The following is a 26,239-nucleotide window of genomic DNA, read 5'->3' as shown; positions in this document are numbered from 1 at the left end:
TCACGCCACAACCTTCGCGCCGGACGGCCCTCCCTCGCGTCGGTGAGAATTGCGTAGCTACGCAGTTGCGTATGCCATGACCCTGCGCAGGTCGTCGAAGTTCGCGAGCACCCGGCGTGCCTCTTCCTGCATCTGGTGCATCGCGGGATCCTCACCCGCGTCAACGGCGAGCGCCCCGTCCCAGAGCCGCTTCTCGGCGGCCCGCCAGTCCGACTTCTCGAGGACGTTGACCTGCGTGAACCCGGCCTGCGGAAGCTGCGCGGCGAGGTCCACCTCGCGCATGCGAGCCGGCAGCACGTCGCCCGCGGGGTCCAGGGCCTCCCAGCAGGTGATGACGAGGCGGCCGCCGGGCCGGAGCACGCGGCGGCATTCCTCCAGCGCCTTGAGCTTCGGATCGGCGAACTGGAACGCGTCGACGATCAGGACGGCGTCGACCGAGTTGCTGTCCAGCCCGGTCGCCGTCAACTCGCCCACCCGGAAGGTGCCGCAGTCGCCCGCTTGTTCCTGGGCCTGCTCGATCGCGACGGCCGAGAAGTCCACACCGATGAGCTCGCAGCCGGTGCGGCGGGCGATCTCCAGGCCGTAGCCGCCGCGGCCGCAGGCCAGGTCCAGCAGGACGTGGGTGTCGTCGAGGTCCAGCGCCGCGGTCACCTCGTCCAGACCGGCTCCGCCCAGCAGGCTGGTGGACTGCAGGCCCGGTGGGAGGTCGAGCATCCGCCTCACCAGGTCGTCCGCCACCGGGGATTCGGTGCGGTCCGCGTACCAGCCGTCGAAGCTCTCAGCGCTCAGCGTCACTTCCTCGACACTAGTGCCGGTAGCTCTCCGGCACAGCCGTACGGCGGCGCGCCCACAGCCCGACCAGGCACGCTGCGAACGCCGCCCCGGTGAGCAGCACGTGGATCGCGCCGCCCCACCTGGTCGCGAAGGTGATGTCCGAACGCAACGGCACGCTGTCCACCATCAGGTCGTCGGTGAACATGCCGGTGGACTGCACGACACTGCCGTCCGGCCGCACGACCGCGCTCACACCGCTGATCGCCGCGACCACGACCGCGCGGCCGTGTTCGACGGCGCGCAGGCGGGCCATCGCGAGCTGCTGGTAGGTCATCTCGCCGCGGCCGTACCAGGCGTTGTTCGTCGGCACGACCAGCAGCTGGGCGCCTTTTTGCGCGCTCTCCCGCAGGACGTAGTCGTACGCGACCTCGTAACAGATGCCGAGACCGACCTGGGTGCCCGCGACGTTCAGCAGGCCGGGTTCGGTGCCCGCGTTCAGGTCCGGCTGGTCGGCGAACGGCGTGAACAGCCGGGCCAGCGGGCGCAGCGGGATGTGCTCGGCGAACGGGACGAGCTCCTGCTTGGCGTACGACTCACCCGGCCCGGTGTCGGGGTGCCAGGCGATGACCGAGTTCTCGTTGTTGCGCAACGCACTGACGAGCACGGGCACGCCGAGCTCGTTGACGGCGTGGTCGAGCACCGGGTCCTTGGCGCGGGTGTTCGTCGCGCTTTCCGGCCACACCACGAGGTCCGGCTTGGGCAACGCGCCCCCGCGCACGAGCGCCGCGAGCTCCGAGGTCTTGCGCAGGTGGTTGTTGCGCAACGTGTCCCGCGCGCTGAGCAGGCCGAGTCCGATGTCGGGTGCGTTGCCCTGCACGACCGCGACGGTCCGTTGCCCGTTCTGCGGCTCGACGCTGATCAACGGGCCCAGCGCGAGCGCCGCGACGAACGGCAGCACCGCCCACCCGTGCCGCCACTCGCGCAGCCGAGGCAGCCAGGCGGCCAGCCCGAACCCGGTCACCACCACCGCGAACGTCACCAGCGGCGCCCCGCCGATCACGGCCAGCCGCGCGAACGGCCCGTCGACCTGCCCGAACGCCACGCGGCCCCACGGGAAGCCGTTGAACGGGATCAGCCCACGCGCGGTCTCCTGCAGCACGAACAACAACGCCGCCCACACGGGCGCCGCCGGGAGCTTCGCGACGAGCGGGACCAATGCGCAGACACCCGAGATGAACAACGCCATGAGCGCGGACAGCACGAGCCACGGCGAGGGCCCGAAGTCGTTGCCGAGGAAGTGCTGGATCCAGCGCAGGTGCGGCAGGAAGAACGCCAGCCCGAACACGAACCCGAGGCCGGCCGAACGCCGGGCACCCGCGCCCTTGAGCACGAGCCACAGCACCATGAACGCGGGAACCGCCAGCCACCACGGGGTTCTGGGCGGGAAACTGAGGGCCAGCCCGGCACCGGCCAGTGCAGCCGCGCCGTAGCGCGCAAGGCCGGCGAGGCGTGAGGACGAGTCGCGGGCACCAGCCGCGCCGTGGCGTGCTAGTCCGGCCCAGCGCGGGCGCGACTCGCGTGCGGCACCGGCCTCAGCGAGGTCAGCCCTGCTCAACGGTGACCCGCGTGCGGCGCAGGACCAGGTACACGCCCGCCACCACGGCGATCCCGAGCGCGTAGGCGAGGGCGAGCTGAGGCACACGCCCCGCGAAGTTGCCCGCCAGCGGCGGTACCAGCAGGGCGAAGACGCCTACGAGCGCCGCCACCCTGGTCCGCCACGGGCCCACCGGCAGGCACGCGGCCAGCGGCAGCACCGCCCACAGCAGGTACCACGGCTGGACCACCGGGCCCAGCACCACGATCACGCTCATCATCAACCCCAGCGCCGTCACCTCGGAGACCCTGCCGCGCAGCTGGCGGTCCAACACCACCACGACGCCGCACAGGATCAGCACGAGCCCCGCGATCCGTGCCGAGGAAATCATCGCCTGGCCGATCTCCGGCCCGAACACCGCACCCGCGAGAAAGCCCGGCCAGTTGGTCGGCGCCATCCAGCTGGCGATCTTCGACGGCGTGCCCAGCGCCTGCACCCAGCCGAAACCGGCGCCACCCACCAACGACGTGACCACCGACGTCACCACGGCCGCTGCGACCATGGCGAGCCCGGCGAGCGTGAACCGGCCGAGCCCACCGCCGAGCCGCAGGGCCAGCGCCGTGCCGACGACCGCGAGCGCGACCAGCGCGGGTAGCTTGACCTGCGCGCCGAGCGCGATGAGCACGACACCGGCGGTGAACTGCCACCACTTCGGCTCTTTGAGTGCCTGCAACGCGATGACAGTGCCCGACAGCATGAGGCCGAGCATCAGCGCGTCGTTGTGCACGCCGCCGACGAGGTGCCACAGCACCAACGGGTTCAGCACCCCGAGCCACAACGCGGCGCTTTCCGACTTTTCGGTCAGCCGCGGCACCGCCCACACCACGAGCAGCAGGCCCAGCACCGCGACCAGCCGGTACAGCACGATGCCTGCGATCGGGTCACCACCGGTGACCTGCGCGATCGCCCGCTCGACCGTGGTGAACAACGGCCCGTACGGCGACGGTGTGTCACGCCAGTAGACGCCGACCCGTTCAACGGCCTCCGCGCTCGCGCCGACCGCCGGGCTGACCACGTTGGGATCGAGTCCGTTCGCGGCCACCTCGCCCTGCGCGAGATAGCTGAACACGTCGAGACTGAACAGCGGCGGCGCCAGCACGAGCGGCGCGCACCAGCAGGCCAGCGTCCGCCGCAGCCACCGCGCGTCCGGCCGCGGCCCGATCATCGCCCAGGCCAGCACCACCAGCCCGGCACCCGCGATCGCCGCCGCGAGGGCCATGTCCGCGCCGGCTCTCGTCGCCCACGCACCCGCCGTGAGCAGCGCGGCACCGCCGAAACCCGTCCAGCGCAACACCTCCGGCCGCGGGGACGCGATGGTGGCCGTCGCGGGCTTGCGGACTTCGATCGTGGTCGGCAACTGCACGGAACAGACAGTGCTTTCCGGACGGATCGTCCCGCGTCACCCTGCGGTCGCGTCGGCGCGTACGACCTGAGGATGATCTTTGCTGACCCGCGCAACCCGCCGCGCGGCCGTGCGTCAGCCGCGAGCGATGACCGCCACCCCGGTCCGGCCGCCGTCGACGTCGATCACCGTGCCGTGCACGAACGCCGACTCGTCCGACGCCAGGTAGACCGCCGCGCTGGCGATCGCGTCGGGATGCCCCGATCGACCGGCCGGAGTCCCGTTCATCATCACCTCGCCGGGGTGGTCGGTGGCGGTGTCCCAGTCCGGCGACACGACGACACCGGGCGAGATGGCGTTGACCCTGACGCCCTGCGGCCCGAACTCCGCCGCCCACGCGCGGGTCAGCGTCTCCATCGCGCCCTTGGTGGAGCTGTACAGGGCGCCGACCGGCACACCGAGCCGCGCGATCCACGAGCCGAGGTTGATGATCACACCCTGCTCGGCCTTGATCATCGCCGGCAGCAGGGCCTGGGTGAGGAAGAACGGCGCCTTCACGTTCACGCCGTAGACGCGGTCGAACGTCTCCTCGTCGGTCGTCGGCGTGGTCGAGGGCGGGTAGATGCCGACGTTGTTGACGAGGATGTCGACCTTGCGCTTCAGGACGTCGGTCGCCTCCTCCGCGAGCTTCCGGCTGGCTTCGGCGGTGCCGTCGAGATCAGCCCGCACGAAGTCGGCCTGTCCGCCCAGCTGCCGGATGTGGTCGACGACGGCGGCACCCCTAACCGCGTCACGGCCGGAGACGACGACGTGCGCGCCTTCCTGGGCCAGGGCGACCGCGATCGCGCGGCCGATGTTGCTGGTGGAACCGGTGACGAGGGCGGTCCTGCCCTGCAAACGAGAAGTCATGTCCTCGAAGCTAGGCAGCTATTTTTGGACCAGCAAGTCCAGAAAATCAGGAGCGCAGGTGGTCGATCAGCGTGTCCAGCACCGCCTCCAGGTGCCCGATCTCACCGGTCGACCGCAGGACCTGCACACCGCCCTGGATGCCCGCGATGAACGCCCCAGCGACCCGCTCGGCGTCGACTGAACCTCGCACCAACCCTGCCGCCTGCATCTCGGCGATTCCCCGGCACACCTGGGTCTGCCACTGGGTCAGCAGCGTCGTGACCACCTCGGCGGCACCGGGCGTGCTGCCGACCTGGCTCATCAAAGCCCCCAGTGGGCACGAACGGCCCTGCGCGCGGTACCGGGCGATCACCGAGTCGCGCCAGCGTTCCCAGGCCGGCCACGAGGTGAGCGCGCCGAGGTGGGGTTGCTGGTCGTCGAGCACCCGGTCGGCCTCGTAGCGCGCGACGGCGAGGAAGAGCTCCTCCTTGCCGTCCGGGAAGTAGTGGAAGATCTGCCCCTTGCTGGTGCCGGTGATGGCCCGGATGTCGTCCAGCGTCACGCCCGCGGGGTCGTCGCTGCGCAGGTACGCGGCCGCACCCTCGATGATGCGCTGCCTGGTCGCGCGCCCCTTGCTCGTGAGTGCCATGCCTTCAAGGTTACTGGACCGACGAGTCCAATCCGCTAGGCTCGGTGAATGGACGAGAGTCGGCAGACCCGCGTGCTCAAGGCGTACGAGAACTTCTTCGCACCGCCGAAGCCGCAAGAGGACTGGGTGCTCGACCTGTTCCACCGCACGGCCGAGACCGTGCCCGCCTACCGGAAGTTCCTGCAGGAGCGCGGAGTCGAGAACGCCGCCTTCCACGAGCTCCCGTTGCTGGACAAGCCGAGCTACCACCAGAAGTACCCGCTCCCCGAACTGTGCCGCGACGGCAGGCTCCCCGGCAACGACATGATCGCGGTGTCGTCGGGCTCCAGCGGAAGGCCGACGATCTGGCCGCGCACGCTGGAAGACGAGTTGCACGTCGCCCGCCGGTTCGAACAGGTGCTGATCAACGGGTTCGCAGCGGACCAGCACACCACGCTGGCCGTGGTGTGCTTCCCGCTCGGCACCTGGGTCGGCGGCCTGTTCACGCAGGCGTGCGTGCGGCACCTCGCGGCCAAGGGCTGCCCGATCACCGTGGTGGCGCCGGGCAACAACAAGGCCGAGATCCTCCGCGTGCTGCCCGAGCTCGCGCCGCACTTCGAGCAGGTCGTGCTGCTCGGCTACCCGCCGTTCGTGAAGGACGTGATCGACACCGGACTCACCCAGGACGTCGACTGGCCGGCATACGCGATCAAGCTCGTGCTGGCCGGCGAGGTGTTCAGCGAACAGTGGCGCGACTTGGTCTCGCAGCGCGCCGGGATCGCCGACCCGCTCCGCGACATCGCCTCGCTGTACGGGACGGCCGACTCGGGCGTGCTCGGCACCGAAACCGCTCTCTCCGTGGGCATCCGCCGGTTCTTCGCCACCCGCCCGGACCTGGCGCGCGAGGTGTTCGGCGACTCACGCCTGCCGACGCTCGTGCAGTACGACCCGGCGAGCCGGTTCTTCGAGGTGCACGAGGGCACGCTGGTGGTCACGGCGGACGGCGGGATCCCGTTGATCCGCTACCACATCGCCGACGAGGGCGGGCTCTTCGAACACGCCGAGCTGCTCGACCACTGCGCCGGCCACGGGTTCACGCCACCGGAGGGGCCGGAGCTGCCGTTCGTGTACCTCTTCGGACGGTCGCTGTTCACGGTGTCGTTCTTCGGCGCGAACATCTACCCGGAGAACGTCACGGTCGGCCTCGAACAGCCGGGCATCAGCGCGACGGTCACCGGCAAGTTCGTCATCGAGTCGGTCGAGGACGCCGACAGCGACCGCAACCTGCGAATCACCGTCGAGGCCGCGCCCGGCACCACCGCGGACGCCGCGCGGATCGCGGAGTCGATCCGCACGCAGCTGCTGCACCTCAACAGCGAGTTCGCCCACTACGTGCCGGCCGAACGCCAGCTACCCGAGGTCGTGGTGCGGCCTGCCGGCGACCCGGAGTACTTCCCGGTCGGCGTCAAGCACCGCTACACACGTCCCGCCGAGCCCCGGCCGACGGCACCGCAGTGAACATCCGCGGCGGCGCAAACCCGTGCGCGGCAAAGGCTTCCTCGACATGCGCCACCACCCGGCCCCGGATGTCCGCCGGCACCAACGCGATCGCCGACCCGCCGAACCCACCGCCGATCATGCGCGCACCCAATGCGCCCGCGCCCTCAGCAGCTTGCGCCGCAACGTCCAGCTCGACGCACGACACCCGGTAGTCGTCGCGCAAACTCGCATGCGAAGCGCTGAGCAACGGCCCAATCTCCGCATACCGGTCCTGCTTCAACAACTCGACCGTGCGCAGCACCCGTTCGTTCTCCGTCACCACGTGCCGCACCAAAGGCTGCAACTCCGAAGGCAGTCCAGCTTCACCTTCCACGTGCCGCAACGACGGCACACCAAGGAGTTCCGCCGCACGCTCGCACCCCTTGCGCCGCTCGCCGTACCCGGACTCGACCAGCGAGTGGCTCACCCGCGTGTCGATCACCAGCACCTCCAGGCCGTACCGGGCCGCGTCGAACGGCACCTGCTCGGCCTGCCCCGACCGCACGTCGAGGAACAGCACGTGCGCCTCCGTGCAGCACAGCGACGCGGTCTGGTCGAGCAACCCGGTCGGCGCGCCCACGAAGTCGTTCTCCGCCTGCTGCACCCACTTCGCGATGTCGCTCTTGGACGGACTCAACCCGGCCAACCCGAGCAACGCCAACGCGGTGGCGACCTCCAACGAGTGCGACGACGACAACCCGGCACCTCGCGGCACATCGCCCGAGATCACCAGGTCGGCCCCGCCCTCAACACCCTGCTTCCGCAGCACCCACGCCACACCGGCCGGGTACGCCGCCCATCCCGGCGCACACCCAGGCGCCAACTCCCCCAACGGCTCCGCGACGACGATCTCACCGTCCTGCACCGTTGCCAGCGTGATCACCCCGTCTGCGCGAGGCGAAGCGGCCACGCGGGTCCGGTGCGGAATGGCGAACGGCAGCACGAACCCGTCGTTGTAGTCGGTGTGCTCGCCGATCAGGTTGACGCGACCGGGCGCAGACCACACGCCGACCGGCGCAACACCGTGCAGCCGTCGGAACGCATCAGCCGCGCTGTTGGATTCTGTTGAGTTCATGCCGCCCGATCTCTACACTGCTCTACCATGCTGCGGAACTGCTGGCGTACAAGATGGCCGATTCCCCCCAGCTTGGCAATGTTGAGTTTTGGGCGACTACGTTGAGTACCGTTCCCCAGGACCTCGTAAACGCGCACGTGCGGCGGTTCAACAACGGCGTGCGCGAGGGCGACTGGCAGACGTACGGCGAGGGTTTCGCACCGGACGCGATGGTCACGTTCGACTGCGTGCCGATACCGCCGATGGTGGGCCGGGAAGCGATCATCAAGGGCTATCAGACCGCCCCGCCCGACGACACGATCACCGTGCTGGCGGTCAACGGGAACTCCGTCGAGTTCGCCTGGGACGCCGAACCTCGCAAGACGGCCGGCTCGATGACGATGACGGTCGCGGACGGCCTCATCACGAGCCTGATTGTGAGACTCGGCAACGAAGATCGTGGTTGACTGGCCGCATGCTTCCCTGGGAGGGCGAACTCTCCGGCCGCCTCGACCGCCACGCGATCGTCTCCGACCTGCTGCGCGACAACCCGCTCGGTGACCCGCACGAGCGGCCGTTGTGGGTGTACGTCCCGCCGGGCTACGACGAGAGCGCCGAGCGCTACCCGACGGTGTACGTGATCCAGGGCTTCACCGGGCACCTTGGCATGTGGGCCAACAGGATGCCGTTCCGCCGGCCCTTCTTCGAGACAGCCGACGAGGTGTTCGCACAGGGCGTCCCAGGCTGCGTCGTCGTGTACGTAGACGCCTGGACGACTTACGGCGGCTCGCAGTTCGTGGATTCACCGGGGACCGGGCAGTACCACTCGTACCTGTGCAACGAGATCGTGCCGTGGGTCGATGCCCGCTACCGCACGATCCCCACGGCGGAGTCGCGCGCGATCATGGGCAAGTCCTCGGGCGGGTTCGGCGCGATGATCACGCCGATGCTGCGCCCCGACCTGTTCGGCGCGCTGGCCACGCACGCGGGCGACGCGCTCTACGAGCAGTGCTACATCACGGAGTTCGGCACGGCCGCGCGAGCGTTGCGCACCTACGACCACGACATCCAGGCATGGTGGGCGGACTTCCGCGGCCGCCCGTCGTTCACCAATCCGGACGACTCGACGTTGCTCGGGCTGCTCGGCGTCTCGGCGTGCTTCTCGGCCACCGCGAACGGCACGCCGGAGCTGCCGTTCGACCCGCTGACCGGGGCGATCCGGCCGGAGATCTGGCAGCGCTGGCTCGACTGGGACCCGGTGCGGATGGTGCCCCGCTACGAAGAGGCGATCCGCGGGCTGCGCGCCGTGTGGATCGACGCTGGCCGCAGCGACGAGTACTTCCTCGACCTGGGCGCGGAGGCGTTCCGCGCGGAGATCACCAAGGCCGGGCTGCCGGACGAGCGGGTGCACTTCGAGCTGTTCGACGCCGGGCACGGCGGGATCGACTACCGATATCCCCTCTCGCTGGCCTGGCTGGCGGAAAGGCTGGCTCGCTGATGCAGGATGTGTCGTTGCGCGGTCTGGAAGACGCCGACCTGGACACGCTGTTCGAGTTCATGCGCGACCCGGAGTCCGTGCGGATGGCCGCGTTCACCGCGGAGGACCCCGATGACCGCGCGGCGTTCGACGCGCACATGAAAAGGATCCGGGCCAACCCCGACACCATCAACATGGTGATCCTCGGCGACGGGCGGGTGGTCGGCAGCATCGCGAGTTTCGTCATGGAGGGCGATCAGGAGATCACGTACTGGGTCGACCGCGCGGTGTGGGGTCAGGGCGTGGCCGGGCGGGCGTTGGCGCTGTTGCTCGAAATCGTTGCGGTGAGGCCGATGTACGCGCGCGTCGCCAGTGACAACACGGGCTCGATGCGGGTGCTGACCAGGGCGGGCTTCGAGAAGATCGGCACCGAGGTCGCCTACGCGACGGCCAGGAAAGCGGAGATCGAGGAGACGATCCTCCGCCTCAGCTGACGAACTTCTCGGTGCCCAGCACGCCGAGCAGCTGCAGCTTGTCGAACGCCTCGGTGCGCGGCGGAGCGGTGAGCACCAACAGCATCTGCGACTGGTCCTCGGTGAACAACGCCTGGCAGTCCACCTCGATCTCACCGAGCTGCGGGTGCACGAGCACCTTGTGGTCCTCGAAGCGTTTCGCGACCTCGTGCCGCTCCCAGATCTCGGCGAACTCGGCGCTTTCCTTCTTCAGCACGCGGACGAGCTCGCCGGCCCGTGAGCGAGGGCCCATCGCGGCGTAGGCGGCGCGCAGGTTCGCCACCTGCGCACGGCTCTGCCGGTCGCGGTCGTGCTCGGGGTAGATGAGGCGTTCGTCGGGGTCGAGGAACCAGCGGTAGATCCCGCTGCGCGCCAGGCCCGTGAACCGGGACGAGTCGCCGTACAACGCCTCCGCGAACCGGTTCTGCACCAGGATCTCGCCGAGGTTGGACAGGATCAGCGCGGGCGTGTCGTTGAGGCGGTCCAGCACCCGTTGCAACGCGGGCGCCACGTGCGTGCCGGTGACCTGGGGCGACGGGGCGTTGCGACCGGCGACGAGGAACAGGTAGTCGCGCTCGTCGTCGCTCAGCCGCAGGGCGCGGGCCAGCGCGGCCAGCATCTGCTCGCTGGGCTGCGGACCCCGTTGCTGCTCCAGGCGCGTGTAGTAGTCGGTGGACATCGCGGCGAGCGACGCGACCTCCTCGCGTCGCAGGCCTGGCGCACGCCTGCGCGCACCCACCGGCAGGCCGACGTCCTCCGGCCTCAGCTCTTCCCGGCGGCGGCGCAGGAAGGCCGCGAGCTCCACACGATCCACAACCCCAGTATGGAGGCGCCGCGGCCGTTGACCAGGGATCGCCGATCCCCCGATAAGCGCTCTCTGCCGCCGGTCAGAGCGTTGTCCGAAGCTCGGTGCATGGACATCACCGGAAACACCGTCTTCATCCCCGGCGCCACCAGCGGCATCGGCCTGGCGCTCGCCCTCGCCCTGCGGGAGCGCGGCAACACCGTGATCGTCGGCGGCCGGCGCACCGAACTGCTCGACCGGATCGCGGCCGAGCACCCCGGTGTCGAGACCGTCCGGATCGACACCGCCGACCCCGAGAGCGTCCAGACCGCCGCCAAGGACGTGCTGGCCCGCTTCCCCTCGTTGAACGTGCTGATCACCATGGCCGGCGTCATGGGCGTGGAGGACTGGCACCGCCCCGAGTCGTTCCTGGAGTCGGCCGAGGGCATCGTGACGACCAACGTCCTCGGCCCGATCCGCCTCATCGCGGCGTTCGTCGAACACCTGCAGACGCAGCCGGACGCCACGATCATGACCGTCTCCTCCGGACTCGCCTTCGCGCCGTTGAAGGTGACGCCGAGCTACAACGCCTCGAAGGCCGCCATCCACATGCTCAGCGAGTCGCTGCGGCTCCAGCTCGCCGACACGCCGGTGCGAGTGGTCGAACTGGAGCCGCCGTCGGTGCAGACGGACCTGCTGCCCGGCCAGGCGGACAACGACCACGCGATGCCGCTGGCCGAGTTCATCGACGAGGTCATGACGATCATCGAGACCCAGCCCGACGCGCACGAGATCCAGGTCGAGCGCGTGAAGTTCCTCCGCTACGGCGAGGCGCGCGGCGACTACGACCAGGTCGTCACCGCGCTCAACGCCTCGGACCCGCATGGCGACTAGCGCCCGCGGGTAACCAGGCAGATGACCGATCCAGTGAACCCAGAGGCACCGCACTCGCCGGGCACACCGCAGTTGAGCGACCTCGACTACGAGGAGCCGCGGATCCCCGAGGAGACCCCGGCCGAGCCGGAGATCAACGAGCCGGGCGACCAGGAGCAACCTGACTGAGCGCGGGCACGCTCAACGCCAGCAGCGCGGTGTCGTCCTCGACCCCGGCACCCAGTGAAGTCAGCAACCGCGTCGCACCGGAGATCACGGAGGACGCGGTTGCCGGCGTGAGGCCGCTCAAGTCGCTGAGCAGGGCCTCTTCGCTGTAACGGGTGTCTCCGGAGCGCGCCTCGGTCAGTCCGTCGGTGTACAGCAGCAGTGCGTCCCCTGGTTCCAGACGCACCTCCGTGGCGGCGAACCGAGCGTCCGGCAGCATGCCGACCAGCTGCCCGCCGGGCAGGCGCAGCAACGACGAGGTGCCGTCCGCGCGCAGGAGGAGCGGCGGCGGGTGCCCACCGGTGGCCAGGCTGACGGTGGCGCCGTCTCCGCCAGGCCGGATGTGGCCGTAGAGCACCGTGCACAACCGCGGCCGTGACTGGGTCAGCACGGCGTTGAGCTGCTTCAACACGCTGATCGGCTCCGGGTTGTACACCGCCGCCGCCCGCAGCGTGTAGCGCGCCAGCGAGGTGACCACGGCCGCGTCCACGCCCTTGCCGGACACGTCGCCGAGGAAGAAGCCCCAGGTGTCGCCGGTGAGCGGGAACAGGTCGTAGAAGTCGCCACCGACCTGGTCGAGCGACGCCGGGTGGTAGTACGCCTCGGCCCGCATGCCGGGCACCTCGGGCAACGCCGGTGGCAACAGCGTCTGCTGCAACGTCCTGGCCAGCTGCTGGGCCCTGTCGCGTTCCCGTTCGGCCTGCTCACGGGCGCGCAGCAGTTCCTCCTCGTAGGCACGCCGGTCGCGGGCGTCGAACACGGTCGTGCGGATGACCTTCTGCGTTGGGCCGGTCCTGACGATCGAGGTGAGCAGCACCGGCAGCCGCGTGCCGTCCGCGGCCTTCATCTCCAGCGCGACCCCGCCGAGCTCGCCCTGCATGTGCAGCAGCGGCGCGAAGTGCGTCTCGTAGTACATCCGGCCGCCGACCGTGAGCAGGTCCGGGAACCTCCGAAGCCCCACCAGCTCGTCCGCGCGGTAGCCGAGCCAGCCCAGCAGCGTCGCGTTGATCTTCGCGATGGTGCCGTCGAGCAACGTCGACACGTAGCCGCAAGGGGCGTTGTCGTAGAGGTCCTCGGCGCTCTCCTCCAGCCACGCCCCGCTCATCGTGAGTCCACGAACTCCAGGATCGCCTGTGCGGTGATCTCCGGCGCGCTGAGCTGCGGGCAGTGGCCGATCGCGTCCAGCGTGACGAGCCGGCTGCCGGGAATCTGCTCGTGCGTGAACCGGCCGACCTCGGGCGGCGCGATCGCGTCGACGGCGCACTGGATCACCAGCGTCGGCACGGTGACCTTCGCCAGATCGGCCCGGTTGTCCGCGAGGAACGTCGCGCGCGCGAACACCCGCGCGATCGCCGGGTCCGTCTGGCAGAAGCTGTTCTTGAGTTCGTCGGCCAGTTCCGGCCGGTCCGGATTGTCCACGATGACCGGTGCCATCGCCGCCGACCAGCCGAGGTAGTTCGACTCCAGCGCGGTGAGCAGCTCGTCGATGTCCTCGCGGCTGAACCCGCCCCGGTAGTCCACGTCGTCGACGTAGCGCGGCGACGGGGTGAGCAGCACCAGGCCTGCGAACCGGTCGGGTTCGGCGTTCGCCGCCAGCACCGCGATCATGGCGCTCACCGAGTGCCCGACCAGGATGACGTCGCGCAGATCGAGCTCACGGCAGATGGCCAGGACGTCGTCGGCGTACCCGTCGAGGCCGCTGTACCGCTCGGGCGACCAGGCCGACGTGTCCGAACGCCCGCAGCCGGTGTGGTCGAACAACACGACCCGGCACCGCTCGGCCAGGTCGGGAACCACGCGGCTCCACAGGTTCTGGTCGCAGCCGAAGCCGTGCGCGAGCAGGAGCGTCGGCCCGGTCCCGGTCACGACGACGTTGTTCCTGCGCAACACGTCCATCAACGGATCCTATGTGTGTGGCCGTGGCAGGTGCGGGTACCTACCCTCAAGCCTCTCGGGAAAGGAACTCGCCCATGCCGCGCCGTCTGGCCGTGCTGCCGCTCGCCCTGCTCACCTTCGCGGCCGGACTCGACGTGTTGCACCTGTTCACGGGCAGCTCCTCGCTGGCCGCCGCCGCGTGGCACCTGATCACGGCCGGCCTGCTGCTCGGCATCGCGGTCGCGGCCTCCGGCTGGCTCGACCGGATCTTCGCCGAGGCTTCCCAGCCCGCCGCCGGCCGTGATCTCGCGGTCACGGCCGTTCTCGTGCTCTTCGGAGTGAGCTGGGCGTTGCGGCTCGACCAGACCGGGTGGGAGCCGACGTGGACCGCGGTGCTCGCCGGGTGGGCGGGCGTGGCCGGGTTCCTCGGCGTCACCGTCGTCCGGCGCTGGACCCCAGGCGTCGTCACCACCTGATCACCGCAGCTTCTCGGACGTGCTCGCGGAAGGTGAGCGGCGCCCGGCCGATCAGCCGGACCAGGTTGGACCGGTCTGCGCGATCCGATGCGCGACGACCGAGATGTGCCGGGCCGTGTTCGGGTTTCACCACGCCGTCCAATGTGGACATATCGTGCCACCACCGTGCCGGCCCGTGGCACCCGTGACGAGGATCGGTGAAGTGCTCAAGGTTTTCCTTCCAGGATCAGGCAGTTGCTCGAGGCCGTGGCGAGCAGGCGGCCGGCTCCGTCCTCCAGGCGCGCTTCGGCGAGCGCGGTCCGGCGGCCGAGGTTCGCCACCGTGCCGGTGCAGGTGACCGTGCCGGTGTCCGTCCTGATCGGACGGAGGAACCGGACGTTGAGGTCGAGGCTGGTGTAGCCGGTCCCGGCCGGGAGCGTGGTGTGGACGGCGCAGCCCGCCGCCGAGTCCAGCAGCGTCGCGTAGATGCCGCCGTGCACTGAGCCGATCGGGTTGTAGTGGAACTCCTGCGGTTCCAGGGCGAACACCACTTCGCCCTTCGTCGCGGACACCAGGCGCGCGCCGATGAGCTCGACGATCGGTGGCGGCGGGATCGCGCCGGACGCGAGGGCCTGGATGAACTCCAGACCGTCGCGTCCCACCGCCATCGCCGCGGTCGCCGCCGGGTCGTTCCAGGTCACGGTCCGCTTGCGCGGCGAGTCGGTCATGATCAGTCCTCTGTGGTCAGACGGCGGGAACGACGTTGCCCTTCATGAGCCAGTTCGGGCCCTCAGCGTAGGCGCTGGTCTCGGCGAAGAACGCGCCGAAGTGCGGGCCGCCCGCGTGCGCGGCGAACGCGTCGACGTCGGAGTAGACCTCGTTGAGGTAGAAGAGATCCGGGTTCTCCTCGTCCGCGATGACCTCGAACCGCAGCGAGCCCGGCTCGTTCGCGAGGGAGTCCTCCGCGGTCTTCCTGGCGACCCGGATGAAGTCGTCGCGGTGTTCGGGCTGGACGGTGAAGGACACGAGGAACTGGTACATCGAACACGCTCCCGAGGGGTAGTTCATTCACTGAACTCCGCCACCGCAACACGGCCTAGTTCGGTGAATGAACTACGATGAGATCCATGGCACTGCCCAGCACCTACGCGGACCGCAACTGCTCCCTGGCGCGAGCGCTGGAGGTGGTCGGCGAGCGGTGGACGTTGCTGATCGTCCGCGACGCCTTCTACGGCGTGCGCAAGTTCGGCGACTTCGCCACCCAGCTCGGCATCCCGCGGGCCGTCCTGACCAACCGCCTCAAGGCGCTCGTGCACGAGGGCGTGCTCGAACGCACCGCTGCCGGCGACTACCAGCTCACCGACAAGGGCGTCGAGCTGTGGCCGATCCTGCGCGCTTTGATGGCGTGGGGCGACGAGTTCTACTCACCGCGCGGCGACAAGCGCACGCTGCGGCACGACCTCGACGGCGGCCTGCTAGACCACGAGGGCCGCTGCGCGCAGTGCGGCGCGGTGATCCCGGTGGCCGATACCCGCATCGAGCCGGGACCGGGGTTCGAGGCGGGCAACGCCAACCCCGACCCGGTCTCCAAGCTGCTCAACGTTCCGCGCAGGCTGCTCGAACCGCTCGACCGGTAGCGTGACCGGCATGCCACAGATCACCGTCGAGTACTCCGCCGAGGTCGCCGAGGCGTTCGACCGCCGCGCCTTCGCCCTCGCGCTGCACCAGACCCTGTCGCCGCTGGTCAGCTCGGACGTGGCCGCGTTCAAGACGAGGTTGAGGCAGATCGAGGAGTCCGTGATCGGTGACGGCTCGCCGGCCGCGATGATCCACGTGCGGATCGGCCTGCTGTCCGGGCGGCCGGCCGACCTCAAGCAGGAGGTGGGCCGGGTCGCGATCGACCTCGCGCGGCAGCACCTCAAGCCGGTGGAGGGGCTCACGACGCAGCTCACGCTCGAGGTGCACGACATGGATCGTGAGCAGTACCAGAAGATCGTGGTCTGACCAGCGGAACAGCTGCTTGTCACAGCCGGGGCCGCCGCTTTGTCTTCTGGGAATGAGGACTCTTGTTTCCGGCGGCACCGTGCTGAGCCTGGACCCGTCGATCGGCGACCTGGCCCGCGGCGACGTGCTGATCACCGACGGCGTGATCACCGAGGTGGCCGCGCACATCGACGCACCGGACGCCGAGGTGATCGACGCGACCGGCCGGATCGTGCTGCCCGGCTTCGTCGACACCCACCGCCACACCTGGCAGACGGCGTTTCGCGGCATCGCGACGGCTGCGGGGATTCCGCTTGACGGCTCGTGGCGGCCCTAGGCGAAGGCGTCGGCCTGTGACCGGTACAGCTCGGCATAACGTCCGTTGCGCGCCAGCAACTCCTGGTGTGAACCGAGTTCCGCCACGCCCGCGTCGGCGAGAACGACGATGAGGTCGCTCGACCGGACCGTGGAGAAGCGGTGCGTGACCAGGACCGTGATCATGCCGTGCGCGCCGTCGGTGGCCCTGGCCATGCCGGTGAAGAGCGCGTCCTCGGTGAACGCGTCCAGCGACGCCGTCGGTTCGTCGAAGAACCGGATCAGCGGGGTGCGGGCCAGGCCGCGGGCCAGCGCGAGCTTCTGCCACTGCCCGGTGGAGAGGTCGGTGCCGCCCCACGACGTGCCGAGCTGGGCTTCCTGCGGGAGGACGTGCGCGTTCGCTCTCGTGAGGGCGGCCTCGACGTGCTCGTGGTCGTCGAGGTGCGGCAGGTCACCGACGCCCACCGCGTGCTGGACGGTGAACTCGAAGCGGGCGAAGTCCTGGAACGTCGCAGCGAGCCGTGCGCGCCACGTTTCGAGGTCGAGTTCGGCCAGGTCCACGCCGTCGACCGTGATGCGGCCTTCGGTGGGCTCGTACATCCTGGTCAGCAGCTTGACCAACGTCGTCTTGCCGGCGCCGTTCTCGCCGACGACCGCCAGCGCGCTGCCGGCCGGGATCAGCAGATCCACGTTGCGCAGCACCCACTTCTCGCTGCCGGGGTAGCGGAACGACACGTTCTCCAGCCGGATGCCGTCGGTGATCTCCGTCGGGGCGGGCCGGGAGCCGGTCGGGGTGGCGGTGCGAGCGCGGTCGACGAGCCACCGGTAGCGGCGGACGGTGTGCAGGGTGCGGCCGAAGCCGGTGACGGCCTGGATCGGCCAGATCACCGCGGTCTGCACCTGCTGGCTGAGGTAGATCGCGAGCACCACGTCACCCGGCGCTGACCTGCCCTGGATCGCTTGGTGCAGCACGAAACCGACCGCGGCGATCACTCCGGCCACGTAGAGGAGCTGCTGGGCCAGCGACGCTCCGGCGACCTTGCGTTCGGCGGCCTCGATCGGTACGCGTTGCTCGCGCCACAGGTCGTTCATCCGGCGTTCGAGGTCACCGGCGAGGCCGAACAGCCGGATTTCCACTGCGGCGTCACGATCCTGGGCGACGGTGCGCAGGTGCCGTGCGGTGCGGCCCGGCAGTGCCGAGCTGTCCTCTCCTTGTGCGCGCCAGCGTTGCTGCGTCTTGGTGATCAGCAACGCCGGCAACGCGAGCAGCACGAGCGCGAGCATCGCCGGGTGGGCGACGACGAGCAGGACGAGGACAGTCGCTCCGGCTGCGAGCGCCTTCACCGTCATGGCGAGGGCGCTCATCGAGTTGCCGAGCTGGCCCTGGCGCTGGCGCAGCAATTCGAGCTGGTCGTGGTACTCGGCGCGGTCGAAGTGCTCCAGCGTGGGCAGGGATGCCGACATCCGAGCGATCTCCGTGTCGAACGCGTGCGCGACCTTCTCCCCCAGCACCATCCGCCACTGGCTGGCGGACAGGTCGAGCTGCCAACCGAGCCCGGCGCCGATCACGAGCGCACCGATGCCGATCGCTGTTTGCCGCGGATCTCCTTGCAGGACACCGTTCGTGAGCATCGCCAGCCACAGGCCGGACATCAGCACGAGGGTGTTGCCGAGCGGTTCGGCGATCATGGCCAGGGTCAGCCGGCGGTCGACCCGCCAGGCCGTCGCGACCAGCAGGCGGATTTCACGCATGGCTCCACTCCCTGAACCGTTCTGCCTGCAACGAGTACATAGCGGCGTACCTGCAGTTCGCGGCCATCAGCTCGGCGTGCGTGCCGTCCTCCACGACCTGGCCTCCAGCGATCACGACGATCCGGTCTGCGTGCCGGACGGACGCGAGCCGGTGTGACACGAGGATCGTGGTGATCTCGCCGCCCAACTCACCGAACCGCCGGAACAGCTCCTCCTCCGCCTTCACGTCCAGGCTGGCCGACGGTTCATCCATGATCAGCACGTCCGCGCCGATGTCGACGGCCCGCAGCGCCCTGGCGAGCGCCACCTTCTGCCACTGGCCGCCGGAAAGATCGCGGCCGTGCGGGTGGGCCGACGAAAGGACCGTGTCCCAGCCGTGCGGAAGATCGTCGAGGAGGCTTGCTCCACCAGCTTTTTCGAGTGCTCGGCGTGCTTCTTCTTCTGTCGCACCGAGACCGATGTTGTCGCGCAGGGAGAGTTCGAAGCGGGTGAACCGTTGCACGATCGCGCTGACGTTGCCCGGCATCGCGATCTCGCCCTGCTGGGGCTGGTGGATACCGCACAGCAGGTTGACCAGCGTGCTCTTGCCCGCGCCGTTCTCGCCGACGATCGCGAGCGACTGTCCTTTGGGGACTGTCAAGCTCAGCCCGTCGAGCACGGGCTTTTCCTGCCCTGGGTAGGTGAACTGGACATCGCGCAGCTCGATCTGCGGCGCTTCGCGGTGCTTCGTGGTGGTCGCGACGAGTCTGGTCGAGAGCTCGTGCGCCAGTTCGGCGACCTTGCGGGCGCGGGCGAGCGGAATCTCGGCGCCGAACACGTACCCCAGCGCACTCGTGGACAGGACAGCCTGCGCGTACACGACGATCTCGGCCGGGGTGGTCGTGCCCTGGGCGATCGCGGTCAGCACCACGAGGTGCGCCAGCAACACTCCGCCGGTCGCGGCGAGGACCGTGCGCATGCCGAGGCGCCGGCCCGCCCAGACGACCTCCAGTGCCGCCAGGTAGGCGTCTCGGTAGAGCGGGACGAGCCAGCCGGCCAGGCCGAACACGCGGATCTCCTTGGCGGCCGGGCTGTCCACGGCCAGCCCGCGAAGGTAACGCGCCCGGCGCATCGCGGTCTCGCCCTGCTGTGCGCCGAGGGTCATGCCGTGGTCGAGCCACTTGCGGACGGCTGCGCTGAGGCCGCGCCAGCCCGCGAACATCACCAGCGGCGCCCACCACGCGAACGTCGCGAGGACCACGGCCGCACCAACGCCCGTTGCTCGTTGCCGCAGGAGTTCCCTCAGGGCGGTGGCGGTGCCGACAAAGCCGTCCACGCGCTCGAACTCGGCCAAGGCGCCCAGTTCAGCGGTTGTCTTGGGGTCGACCAGAAGGGCGACGTCGGTGCCCAGGGACGCGCGGGTCACGGTGTTGTGGACAGCTGCGGCGAACCGGCCGTCGAGGACCGCGGCTTCGTGGTCCAGCACAGCGGACAGGAGGGTGCCGAACAGGAGGGAGGTGCCGAACAGCGCGAGGCCGAGCAGGGCCTGGGACGGGTTGGCGGGTAGGCCGGCGATGAGCACGCCGGATGCGGCGATGGCGGCGGCGGGGGCGAGGCCTTGGAGGACGGCCAGCACGCAGAACAGGGCGAACCGGGAGCGACCAGCTCGCCACAGAAGTGTTCTCACGACGCCACCACCCCGTCCGAGGTGTTCGCTCGACACGCCACCTGCCCGAAGTGCTTCACCACCGCGTCGCTCCACCCCTCGAAATCCGCCGGCTCATGGCCGTCCCCGGGCTGTTCGACATACCGATCAGCCCCCACCAGCTCGACGAACCTCCGCGACTGATCCACCGGACACCGGTCATCCCCCTTGCTGTGCCCGACCATCAGCCTCGGCGCGTTGTACGGCCGGTTGATCGGACTCCGTTCCGAAAGTCCGCGTGGGTCGTCCGCGAGGGCCCCCAACTCCGTCCGCAACCACTGCCGGTGCAACCCCGTCGCCGACTCCAGCAACCGCGGCAGATCTGTGACCGGCGCCCACACAGCGACCGCGTCCACCAAGTCCGGTGCCGCCGCCAGCAACGCCAGGTAAGCCCCATAACTCTGGCCGTACAAGCACACCGGCCGATCGCCCTTCAGCGCGCGCAGTCGTGCGACGACCGCTGCCACGTCGGCACCACCCCAGTCGCCGACCACGGCATCCCGGAACTCGTCGGAGTAGCCCGAGCTGCCGGGGTAGTTCATGCCGATCACGGTCCACCCGGCCGCGACGAGCGCCGCGATCATCGGCTCGTGGATCTGCCGGAGCTGGCTGCGCGGACCGCCGTGCAGGTGCAGCACCACACCGCCGTGCCCGCCGCCTTCCGGTTCGTAGAGCCATTCCGGGGACAGCTCGCTCTCCCGGTGCTGCCAGCGGACCGCGATCTCGGTCCGTTGCTGGAGAGCGGTCATCCGTCCACTGTGGATCTCCCACTTCGCGAGCACCGGCGGCGCCGCGGGCGACTGGTGCCGGCCCAGCAGGTGACGCTCGTCGGCGGTGAAGGTCAGGTCTGTCGCGATGCCGTGGTCGGGCACCGCGGTTCCCACCACCTGGCCGTCGTGGTCCAGCACTCGGTACACATAACGGTGATCGGTCCACGCCATGGTCAGCAGAAGGCCCGACCGCGAGACCGCGATCCCCGTTCCGCCCGGCGCGAACCAGCGCACCTCGCCGGTGTGGAGGTCGAGCACGCCCGGCCCGTCGTGGCCGGTCACCGCGATCAGCGGTCCGTCGCCCGAAGCCGCCGACGCCGCACCGATTTCAACGGCCGAACTGTCGTCGTACCGGACGAGCACCACCTGACCGTCACGGTTGATCAACGCGGTGCGCGCTGCCGGGTCCCAGGAGGCGACGGACGACACGCCCTCGGTGGCGTCGAGCACCTGGTAGGCACCGGTCAGCGGGCGGTGCAGGCACAGCACCGGGCGACCGTTGCGCACGACCGCGACCAGGGCTTGCGTGCCGTTGAAACGCAAGGTGCGGCCGACCACCGGATGCGTCGAGGTCAGCATCCGGCGGCCGGTGTCCAGGAGCGCCAGCTCGCCCCGGCGGCGCAACGCGAGCAGGTCGCGCGCCGCCCAGCCGACCAGTTGCCAGTCGCCGCACTGGATCCAGTCGAGGTCGACGAGCGAGCCGTCGGAGGTGAGCCGGGCCAGGCCGACCTCGCCGGGACGGGTGACGGCGAGCAGGTCGGGACCGAGGATCATGCCGCACCGGCCAGCAGACACCGCAGCGCGAGAAGATCCTCGGCGACCAGCGCGTGTGCGATGCGTTCCTGTTCAAGGGGTTCGATGAGGGCCGACGGCTGGTCGCCCAGGTTGCGCAGGATGGCGTCCACGACTTCCGGTGCCCCGCGCCGCATCCGGCTGACTGCGGCGAGGTACCAGCGGGCGGCTTCCTTCGGCTCGCCGGATGCGTTGTCCGCCAAGCGGAAGCACACCGCCGAGACCGCCTTCTCGCTGGCCTGGCTGGTGTCGCCGGCCTGGTCGTAGAGGTCGAGCAGCCGCGTCGCGACGGCTTCCGCCTCCCGTTCCTCCCCCGCGTCGAGCAGCACCCGCACCAGGTCGGAGGCGACGTAGGTGGCGGTCGCGACGTCATCCGCGGCCGCCCACGCCCGCCGGTACAGGCTCGTCGCCTCGGGGGTGCCGCGGCGGAGCTTGGCGAGGTTGGTGAGCAGCTGAACCTGTTGGTCGGCAGCGATTTTCTGGCCTTCGAGCGCGGCCAGCGCCGCTCGCATGCTGGTGACCGCGCCGTCGAGATCACGGTCGCGGTACAGCGCCAGCGCGGCACCGTTGAACGACGCCGCGACCTGCGTCACCGGCACGTCGAGCTCGCGGGCCCGCGCGAAGCACCGCGCGGCCGACGAGCGCACCTCCGCGTCGGGGTCCTTGGCCAGCAGCTGGCCGAGGCTGAACGCCAGCATCGCCCGCGCGGACGGTTCGACGTCCCAGCGTTCCGCGTGCTTCAGCAACAGATCCGCCAGCGGGCCGGAGACCCGGCGGCGGTCCGCGACCAGTGCCGCCAGGTACGCCGTTGCGGCGGTGGCGTGCGAAACCTCCGTGCTCCGCAGCGCGCGGCGGTACAGGTTGCCCGCATACCGCGACAGCACGCGCCCCTGGCCCGCAGCTTCGGCGGCCGCACCGGTGGTGAAGGCCTGCAGCGTCAACCCCGGGTCCTGCACCAGGGCGGCGGTTTCCAGCAACGGCGCGTGGGAACCTGCCACAACCTCCGCCGCCAGTTCGGGGGTGATGGGCAACGGACGCGTCACCGGCGAGGCGAACGTGCGCAGACCGTCCCTTGTGGACGTTACTGTGTGCACGAGTTCGTCACCCCAGTCATGTTCAGACTGCCAGCGCCGGAACTCCGCTTCGGACACCGCGCCACCGGCCAGGCGCAGCATCGCCAGAATCTCGTCTCCCACCTCGGGCAACTCGGCGGGGATGTGGCGCAGCACAGTCACCGACTGCGCTTCGCCTCGCACCAGACGCATCCGGCACTCCTGAACGAAACGCACGTCGTCGTGGGTGGGAGCACCGAACAGTTCCACGACCACGGCCCGTGAGCCGCCCTCGGCCAGCCACTCACGCACGGCCCGGACTTCGGCCCTCAGCCGTGCCTCACGTTCGTCATGGCACCGCAAGATGGCCGTCGTCAGGTCGACGGGCCATTCAGCCGTTCCACGCAACCACACCGCACGGCCAGCGGACAGGTAGTACCTCACCTGGCCGTAGCGCTCCCTCAGGTCGTTCAGCACATCGGGAGTCCGCGCGGACTCCACCGACAGCACCGTCACGCTCATGACGTCACCCGGCTCGCCTTGAGCGTCGCGCGGTCCTGCACGAAGCCGATCGACCGGTACAGCCGGCGCGCCGTGAAGTTGTCCGCCATGACGTTGAGCCGGCAGTCCGCGTATCCGGCCGCCGTCAGCCCGAGCATGCTGCGCACCAGCAACGTCTTCCCGAGTCCGCCACCCCGTTCGGCGGCTTCGACCACCAGGTGCCCGATCAGCGGCACTCCACGGTCCTCCGTCACCGCGATCGCCCCGCGCACAGTGCCGTCAGCCACGATCTTGAGCGACGCCTCAGGCACCAACGGCCCGTAGTCGCCAGACGTGATCTGCCGAAACACCTGCAGGTCGTGCTCGGCACCCGGCAGCTCGGCGTCGAACGGCACGACCCGGTACCCGACCGGCAACACCCGCTCGAACGTCGCGATCAGCTCGCCGTCCAGCCGCAGCCACATCGGCACGATCCGCCCGCAGTCGTCGCCCCCGACGTCCCAGAACTCCGGCGCGACGGCGATGACGTCGCTGATGCCGTGTTCCGCGGCCAGGTAGACGAGTGTCCGCTCCAGCTGTGCGACAACCACCGGATCATCGCGCTGTGGCAGGCAGTCCGTCACGTACCAGGTGCCGCCAGCCGGACGCACCACGCACGAGAACACGGTCTCGCCCGCGCGCGACGCCACCACACGCCGGTTCGGCCCCCAGTCCACGACCATCTCGTGCACCAGGAGATCGGTGAGGTTCACGGTCAGTCCTCCAGTCGCAGGGTCAGGGGCGAACGAGCAACGTGCCCGGCAAGCCTGAGTCGGAACGCGTGCACGCCGGTGTACCCGCGCATGTAGTCGGGCCGTGGCACGCCAAGCCCTTCCGGCGCCCACTTGACGGCGAACCCGTCCCGGAACCGCAGCGCGTCGAGCTTGCGTCCGATGTGGACAGCGCCGTCGTGGAACTCCTCGCCGTGCCTCGGATCCGCGGCGAGGTCGAGCAGGAAGTCCCCGTCTCCGGCCAGCCCGTGACACCGGCACGCACTACCGAACGGCCGTGCCGTCGTGATCGCCCGCCCGGCTTTGGTCACGCCGTTCCTGAAGTCGTCGTCGTTCGTGTGCTGCGCGAGGGCGTGCAGCAGGATCCCAACGCCGGCCGCACCGTTGCACCAGTGCGACCACACGGTCTCCGAACCCGGTTTGTGCGGCCACGACAACCCTTCCGCCGCTCCTACCGCTTTGGTCAGCAACGCGCGGCCGGTGGCGATGGCGAGATCGACCGCCACCGGGTCGTCCACGGCGAGCCCGGCGTGCAGCAGGAAGTACGCGACGCCCGCGCTGCCGTGCGCGAACCCGTGGAAGTCCGACCCGTTGTTCGGCCAGCTCGGTCCGTCCTTGGCCGACACCGCGGCGAGCAGCTTGGCGATGATCGCGGCGATCTCGTCGTGCCCCTCACCTGTGGCCTTGAGCAGGGCGATCTTGGCGAGGCCGATGCCCGCCCAGCCGTGCGTGATGTCCCAGCCGTGGACCTCGATCTCGCTCAGCTCGTCGGCGAACCGTCGAGCCTCGGTGCGCCACAGCTCCGGTTCGTGGCCCGCTGCCGCGAGGTCTGTCATCAACCACGGGAGTGAGCCGAGGCCGAAGTACAGGCCGGGCGGGGCCTGGCCGGGTACCACCGGGTTGTTGTCGACGGTCCAGGTCAGGAGGGTGTCGGTGTGGCGGAGCCAGGCCTTGTCCCCGGTGGCTTCCCACAGGTCGAGGTAGAAGCGGGCGATGCCGGCCGTGCCCGCCATGAACGACGCGGGGTGCATCGAGCCCGGTGCCCAGCGCTGCGGCCAGGGCCAGGGGGTGCGGTCCCACTCGACGAGCTTGACCAGCTCCTCCCCCGCCTCGACCGCTTCCTCGACGGTGAGGTCCTCACCAGGGGACGTCGAACCCCCGCCAAGTTTCGCGTGAACACCGTCCAGAGCGGAATCATCCAGCTGACGCGGAGCGAAGGCCTCCAGCACAGCCGGCAGGTGATCCGCGTACCTGACGCCACGCCCCAGGTACGGGTCGATCCCCGTCAACACGTAATGATCGATAGCCGCGAGCGCGTACTCCACATCACCGGCCCAAGGCGCCGACTCCGGCACATACCCCGGCGTGTGCGCAACAAACGGCGGCTCAGGCGAATCAACGAGCCCAGCGTGCTCCAGGTCGATCACCGCAAGCCGATCACCGGAGACCATGATGTTGTTGGGCGTCAGATCAAGCAGTCGAATCCCACGAGCCTCGACCTCGCGCACAACCCGATGAACCCCGTCCAACAACCCCAAAAGAGCCGAAGAAGAAACCGACTCGGTGTAGTTGCGCCGCTCAACCTCAGCACGCAAAGTCCGCCCAGGCAAGAACTCCTGCACCAGATAGGCGTTGTCCTCCTGGTGGAAGAAGGCAAGCGGCTCAGGCGCGAGCCCACTCCCGCTCAACACCCGCAGCAACCGCCACTCGTTCAACAGAGCGGCGCGCGAGTCCCGCCCCAGCCGATCAGGCGTGGTACCGATCCGAGCTTCCTTCAGCACCGCCGGCACACCCCGGTACCGAACCCGGAACACCCCGCCCTTCACCGACTGCCGCAACACCCCCTGCACCACGATCTCCCGGCCGAACAACCCACTCCCAGGCCGCTCCAGGAACACCCGCGACTGCACTGGCAACGGATCTTCAACCCAGTCCGGCGCAGCCACCCCAGGCGCGCGCCGATCCTCCACCCGATGCCCAGCGGGGTGGGTCAGCACCTGCTTCAGGCTCTGCTCGACCGGGTCGAACACCGAAGCAGCGGAAAACGCCCCATACCGCAGGTAAACGTTGCTGTGCGGGCGAAACCGCCGATCCGAAGGCACAACAGGCGCGTCGAAATCGCGCGTCACCGCGTCCAAAGACGAACAGAGCGACGCAAGCGAGGAGTCCGGGTAGATCGTGATGAACTTGCCGGACTGGGTGAGCGGCGACGGCGGCGAGCTCAGGTCCATCAGGTTGTCGAGAGACCGCGCGGCCTTCCAGCGCAGCGACAAGGGCACCACGACAGCGGCGACGCGGCGCAGCACCTCGGCCGCATCACGCGGCGCAGCGCTCACGTGGATCTTCCAGCCCTGCCGTGGCATGGGAGCAGAGGCCACCGGGTCGAAGTGCCACCAGAAGGGCTCGCCGCGCACGGTGTAGCTGGAAGAGCAGGCTGAGGCAATAGAGCCCACTTCAACACGGATCGGGTCGGGGGCAACGCGTCGTCGCATGGAACTCACCTGCCTGAGAAGGGACTTGCCGTGGGCCGCGCGAGGCGG

General features: G+C 69.7%; 27 protein-coding genes. 10 read left to right on the top strand and 17 right to left on the bottom strand.

What is annotated here, in order from left to right; all coding sequences use genetic code 11:
* Positions 1-57: 57 nt before the first annotated feature.
* From LFM09_RS08520 to LFM09_RS08500, 5 genes are all read right to left on the bottom strand, one after another.
* On the bottom strand, positions 58-795 hold the full coding sequence (locus LFM09_RS08520; RefSeq protein ID WP_414095763.1) for a class I SAM-dependent methyltransferase: 738 nt from the start codon (positions 793-795) through the stop codon (positions 58-60).
* Positions 796-805: 10 nt separating this feature from the next.
* Positions 806-2,389: an apolipoprotein N-acyltransferase gene (gene lnt, locus LFM09_RS08515; RefSeq protein WP_414095762.1), complete on the bottom strand. Its 1,584-nt coding sequence runs from the start codon at positions 2,387-2,389 to the stop codon at positions 806-808.
* Positions 2,376-3,791, bottom strand: coding sequence for a polyprenol phosphomannose-dependent alpha 1,6 mannosyltransferase MptB (gene mptB / locus LFM09_RS08510; protein ID WP_414095761.1), 1,416 nt, complete (start codon positions 3,789-3,791; stop codon positions 2,376-2,378). The genes lnt and mptB overlap by 14 nt, the downstream gene beginning before the upstream one ends.
* A 114-nt stretch (positions 3,792-3,905) precedes the next feature.
* On the bottom strand, positions 3,906-4,679 hold the full coding sequence (locus tag LFM09_RS08505; protein ID WP_414095760.1) for an SDR family NAD(P)-dependent oxidoreductase: 774 nt from the start codon (positions 4,677-4,679) through the stop codon (positions 3,906-3,908).
* A gap of 46 nt (positions 4,680-4,725) precedes the next feature.
* Positions 4,726-5,307, bottom strand: coding sequence for a TetR/AcrR family transcriptional regulator (locus LFM09_RS08500; protein WP_414095759.1), 582 nt, complete (start codon positions 5,305-5,307; stop codon positions 4,726-4,728).
* 48 nt (positions 5,308-5,355) lie between these two features.
* Here LFM09_RS08500 and LFM09_RS08495 point away from each other — a divergent pair, with 48 nt between their 5' ends.
* Positions 5,356-6,804 carry a phenylacetate--CoA ligase family protein gene (locus tag LFM09_RS08495; protein WP_414095758.1) on the top strand — a complete coding sequence of 483 codons (1,449 nt, stop codon included), beginning with the start codon at positions 5,356-5,358 and terminating at the stop codon, positions 6,802-6,804.
* Here LFM09_RS08495 and galK read toward each other — a convergent pair.
* Positions 6,752-7,900, bottom strand: a complete 1,149-nt coding sequence (gene galK, locus LFM09_RS08490; protein WP_414095757.1) for a galactokinase — start codon at positions 7,898-7,900, stop codon at positions 6,752-6,754. The genes LFM09_RS08495 and galK overlap by 53 nt on opposite strands.
* Before the next feature lie 101 nt (positions 7,901-8,001).
* Between galK and LFM09_RS08485 the strand changes: the two genes are divergently transcribed.
* Genes LFM09_RS08485 through LFM09_RS08475 form a run of 3 tightly spaced genes read left to right on the top strand, consistent with a single transcriptional unit; the run spans position 8,002 to position 9,850 of the window.
* Entirely contained in the window at positions 8,002-8,346 is a 345-nt protein-coding gene (locus tag LFM09_RS08485) for a nuclear transport factor 2 family protein (protein WP_414095756.1), read from the top strand.
* 8 nt (positions 8,347-8,354) lie between these two features.
* Positions 8,355-9,377, top strand: a complete 1,023-nt coding sequence (locus LFM09_RS08480; RefSeq protein WP_414095755.1) for an alpha/beta hydrolase-fold protein — start codon at positions 8,355-8,357, stop codon at positions 9,375-9,377.
* A complete protein-coding gene (locus tag LFM09_RS08475) occupies positions 9,377-9,850 on the top strand; it encodes a GNAT family N-acetyltransferase (protein WP_414095754.1) in 474 nt (157 codons plus the stop codon). The genes LFM09_RS08480 and LFM09_RS08475 overlap by 1 nt, the downstream gene beginning before the upstream one ends.
* On the opposite strand, the gene LFM09_RS08470 is transcribed toward LFM09_RS08475, so the two are convergent.
* The gene (locus tag LFM09_RS08470; protein WP_414095753.1) at positions 9,843-10,682 is read right to left on the bottom strand and encodes a helix-turn-helix transcriptional regulator; all 840 of its coding nucleotides are present in this window, start codon (positions 10,680-10,682) and stop codon (positions 9,843-9,845) included. The two genes, LFM09_RS08475 and LFM09_RS08470, sit on opposite strands and share 8 nt — an antisense overlap.
* A 99-nt stretch (positions 10,683-10,781) precedes the next feature.
* On the opposite strand from LFM09_RS08470, the gene LFM09_RS08465 reads away from it, so the two are divergent.
* Both LFM09_RS08465 and LFM09_RS08460 read left to right on the top strand, forming a co-directional pair.
* Positions 10,782-11,546, top strand: a complete 765-nt coding sequence (locus tag LFM09_RS08465) for an SDR family oxidoreductase (protein ID WP_414095752.1) — start codon at positions 10,782-10,784, stop codon at positions 11,544-11,546.
* Positions 11,547-11,567: 21 nt separating this feature from the next.
* Positions 11,568-11,714 carry a hypothetical protein gene (locus LFM09_RS08460; RefSeq protein ID WP_414095751.1) on the top strand — a complete coding sequence of 49 codons (147 nt, stop codon included), beginning with the start codon at positions 11,568-11,570 and terminating at the stop codon, positions 11,712-11,714.
* Here LFM09_RS08460 and LFM09_RS08455 read toward each other — a convergent pair.
* Together LFM09_RS08455 and LFM09_RS08450 are read right to left on the bottom strand one after the other, a co-directional pair.
* Positions 11,680-12,855: a PP2C family protein-serine/threonine phosphatase gene (locus tag LFM09_RS08455; protein WP_414095750.1), complete on the bottom strand. Its 1,176-nt coding sequence runs from the start codon at positions 12,853-12,855 to the stop codon at positions 11,680-11,682. The genes LFM09_RS08460 and LFM09_RS08455 overlap by 35 nt on opposite strands.
* Positions 12,852-13,646 carry an alpha/beta fold hydrolase gene (locus LFM09_RS08450; RefSeq protein WP_414095749.1) on the bottom strand — a complete coding sequence of 265 codons (795 nt, stop codon included), beginning with the start codon at positions 13,644-13,646 and terminating at the stop codon, positions 12,852-12,854. Before LFM09_RS08450 ends, LFM09_RS08455 begins: the two co-directional genes overlap by 4 nt.
* A 74-nt stretch (positions 13,647-13,720) precedes the next feature.
* Here LFM09_RS08450 and LFM09_RS08445 point away from each other — a divergent pair, with 74 nt between their 5' ends.
* Complete coding sequence (locus tag LFM09_RS08445; protein ID WP_414095748.1) at positions 13,721-14,101, top strand: DUF2231 domain-containing protein; 381 nt, start codon at positions 13,721-13,723, stop codon at positions 14,099-14,101.
* Between the two features lie 206 nt (positions 14,102-14,307).
* On the opposite strand, the gene LFM09_RS08440 is transcribed toward LFM09_RS08445, so the two are convergent.
* Complete coding sequence (locus LFM09_RS08440; protein WP_414095747.1) at positions 14,308-14,808, bottom strand: PaaI family thioesterase; 501 nt, start codon at positions 14,806-14,808, stop codon at positions 14,308-14,310.
* Between the two features lie 16 nt (positions 14,809-14,824).
* Positions 14,825-15,121, bottom strand: a complete 297-nt coding sequence (locus LFM09_RS08435; protein WP_414095746.1) for a putative quinol monooxygenase — start codon at positions 15,119-15,121, stop codon at positions 14,825-14,827.
* Between the two features lie 86 nt (positions 15,122-15,207).
* On the opposite strand from LFM09_RS08435, the gene LFM09_RS08430 reads away from it, so the two are divergent.
* Genes LFM09_RS08430 through LFM09_RS08420 form a run of 3 tightly spaced genes read left to right on the top strand, consistent with a single transcriptional unit; the run spans position 15,208 to position 16,400 of the window.
* The gene (locus tag LFM09_RS08430) at positions 15,208-15,717 is read left to right on the top strand and encodes a winged helix-turn-helix transcriptional regulator (protein WP_414095745.1); all 510 of its coding nucleotides are present in this window, start codon (positions 15,208-15,210) and stop codon (positions 15,715-15,717) included.
* Positions 15,718-15,727: 10 nt separating this feature from the next.
* The gene (locus LFM09_RS08425) at positions 15,728-16,084 is read left to right on the top strand and encodes a 5-carboxymethyl-2-hydroxymuconate Delta-isomerase (RefSeq protein WP_414095744.1); all 357 of its coding nucleotides are present in this window, start codon (positions 15,728-15,730) and stop codon (positions 16,082-16,084) included.
* Between the two features lie 52 nt (positions 16,085-16,136).
* Positions 16,137-16,400 (top strand): hypothetical protein, encoded by a 264-nt coding sequence (locus LFM09_RS08420; protein ID WP_414095743.1) that lies wholly within the window; start codon positions 16,137-16,139, stop codon positions 16,398-16,400.
* Here LFM09_RS08420 and LFM09_RS08415 read toward each other — a convergent pair.
* Genes LFM09_RS08415 through LFM09_RS08390 form a run of 6 tightly spaced genes read right to left on the bottom strand, consistent with a single transcriptional unit; the run spans position 16,397 to position 26,191 of the window.
* Positions 16,397-18,130 carry an ABC transporter ATP-binding protein gene (locus tag LFM09_RS08415; RefSeq protein WP_414095742.1) on the bottom strand — a complete coding sequence of 578 codons (1,734 nt, stop codon included), beginning with the start codon at positions 18,128-18,130 and terminating at the stop codon, positions 16,397-16,399. The genes LFM09_RS08420 and LFM09_RS08415 overlap by 4 nt on opposite strands.
* Complete coding sequence (locus tag LFM09_RS08410) at positions 18,123-19,796, bottom strand: ATP-binding cassette domain-containing protein (protein ID WP_414095741.1); 1,674 nt, start codon at positions 19,794-19,796, stop codon at positions 18,123-18,125. Before LFM09_RS08410 ends, LFM09_RS08415 begins: the two co-directional genes overlap by 8 nt.
* Positions 19,793-21,358, bottom strand: a complete 1,566-nt coding sequence (locus tag LFM09_RS08405; RefSeq protein WP_414095740.1) for an alpha/beta fold hydrolase — start codon at positions 21,356-21,358, stop codon at positions 19,793-19,795. The genes LFM09_RS08410 and LFM09_RS08405 overlap by 4 nt, the downstream gene beginning before the upstream one ends.
* Positions 21,355-22,950 (bottom strand): hypothetical protein, encoded by a 1,596-nt coding sequence (locus tag LFM09_RS08400; protein ID WP_414095739.1) that lies wholly within the window; start codon positions 22,948-22,950, stop codon positions 21,355-21,357. The genes LFM09_RS08405 and LFM09_RS08400 overlap by 4 nt, the downstream gene beginning before the upstream one ends.
* Positions 22,947-23,681 (bottom strand): GNAT family N-acetyltransferase, encoded by a 735-nt coding sequence (locus LFM09_RS08395; protein WP_414095738.1) that lies wholly within the window; start codon positions 23,679-23,681, stop codon positions 22,947-22,949. Before LFM09_RS08395 ends, LFM09_RS08400 begins: the two co-directional genes overlap by 4 nt.
* A gap of 2 nt (positions 23,682-23,683) precedes the next feature.
* A complete protein-coding gene (locus tag LFM09_RS08390) occupies positions 23,684-26,191 on the bottom strand; it encodes a lanthionine synthetase LanC family protein (RefSeq protein ID WP_414095737.1) in 2,508 nt (835 codons plus the stop codon).
* Positions 26,192-26,239: the final 48 nt, after the last annotated feature.

The organism is Lentzea alba (assembly GCF_047445655.1).
In the GTDB taxonomy this organism is placed as follows: Bacteria; Actinomycetota; Actinomycetes; order Mycobacteriales; family Pseudonocardiaceae; genus Lentzea; species Lentzea alba_A.
This window is presented reverse-complemented; position numbering and strand designations above follow the sequence as displayed.

Bases quoted from the DNA above. Each gene is read 5' to 3' on its own strand.
- LFM09_RS08505 (WP_414095760.1), bottom strand. From the start codon at position 4,679: ATGACTTCTCGTTTGCAGGGCAGGACCGCCCTCGTCACCGGTTCCACC.
- LFM09_RS08500 (WP_414095759.1), bottom strand. From the start codon at position 5,307: ATGGCACTCACGAGCAAGGGGCGCGCGACCAGGCAGCGCATCATCGAG.
- LFM09_RS08495 (WP_414095758.1), top strand. From the start codon at position 5,356: ATGGACGAGAGTCGGCAGACCCGCGTGCTCAAGGCGTACGAGAACTTC.
- galK (WP_414095757.1), bottom strand. From the start codon at position 7,900: ATGAACTCAACAGAATCCAACAGCGCGGCTGATGCGTTCCGACGGCTG.
- LFM09_RS08480 (WP_414095755.1), top strand. From the start codon at position 8,355: ATGCTTCCCTGGGAGGGCGAACTCTCCGGCCGCCTCGACCGCCACGCG.
- LFM09_RS08475 (WP_414095754.1), top strand. From the start codon at position 9,377: ATGCAGGATGTGTCGTTGCGCGGTCTGGAAGACGCCGACCTGGACACG.
- LFM09_RS08465 (WP_414095752.1), top strand. From the start codon at position 10,782: ATGGACATCACCGGAAACACCGTCTTCATCCCCGGCGCCACCAGCGGC.
- LFM09_RS08460 (WP_414095751.1), top strand. From the start codon at position 11,568: ATGACCGATCCAGTGAACCCAGAGGCACCGCACTCGCCGGGCACACCG.
- LFM09_RS08455 (WP_414095750.1), bottom strand. From the start codon at position 12,855: ATGAGCGGGGCGTGGCTGGAGGAGAGCGCCGAGGACCTCTACGACAAC.
- LFM09_RS08450 (WP_414095749.1), bottom strand. From the start codon at position 13,646: ATGGACGTGTTGCGCAGGAACAACGTCGTCGTGACCGGGACCGGGCCG.
- LFM09_RS08445 (WP_414095748.1), top strand. From the start codon at position 13,721: ATGCCGCGCCGTCTGGCCGTGCTGCCGCTCGCCCTGCTCACCTTCGCG.
- LFM09_RS08440 (WP_414095747.1), bottom strand. From the start codon at position 14,808: ATGACCGACTCGCCGCGCAAGCGGACCGTGACCTGGAACGACCCGGCG.
- LFM09_RS08435 (WP_414095746.1), bottom strand. From the start codon at position 15,121: ATGTACCAGTTCCTCGTGTCCTTCACCGTCCAGCCCGAACACCGCGAC.
- LFM09_RS08430 (WP_414095745.1), top strand. From the start codon at position 15,208: ATGGCACTGCCCAGCACCTACGCGGACCGCAACTGCTCCCTGGCGCGA.
- LFM09_RS08425 (WP_414095744.1), top strand. From the start codon at position 15,728: ATGCCACAGATCACCGTCGAGTACTCCGCCGAGGTCGCCGAGGCGTTC.
- LFM09_RS08420 (WP_414095743.1), top strand. From the start codon at position 16,137: ATGAGGACTCTTGTTTCCGGCGGCACCGTGCTGAGCCTGGACCCGTCG.
- LFM09_RS08415 (WP_414095742.1), bottom strand. From the start codon at position 18,130: ATGCGTGAAATCCGCCTGCTGGTCGCGACGGCCTGGCGGGTCGACCGC.
- LFM09_RS08405 (WP_414095740.1), bottom strand. From the start codon at position 21,358: ATGATCCTCGGTCCCGACCTGCTCGCCGTCACCCGTCCCGGCGAGGTC.
- LFM09_RS08400 (WP_414095739.1), bottom strand. From the start codon at position 22,950: ATGAGCGTGACGGTGCTGTCGGTGGAGTCCGCGCGGACTCCCGATGTG.
- LFM09_RS08390 (WP_414095737.1), bottom strand. From the start codon at position 26,191: ATGCGACGACGCGTTGCCCCCGACCCGATCCGTGTTGAAGTGGGCTCT.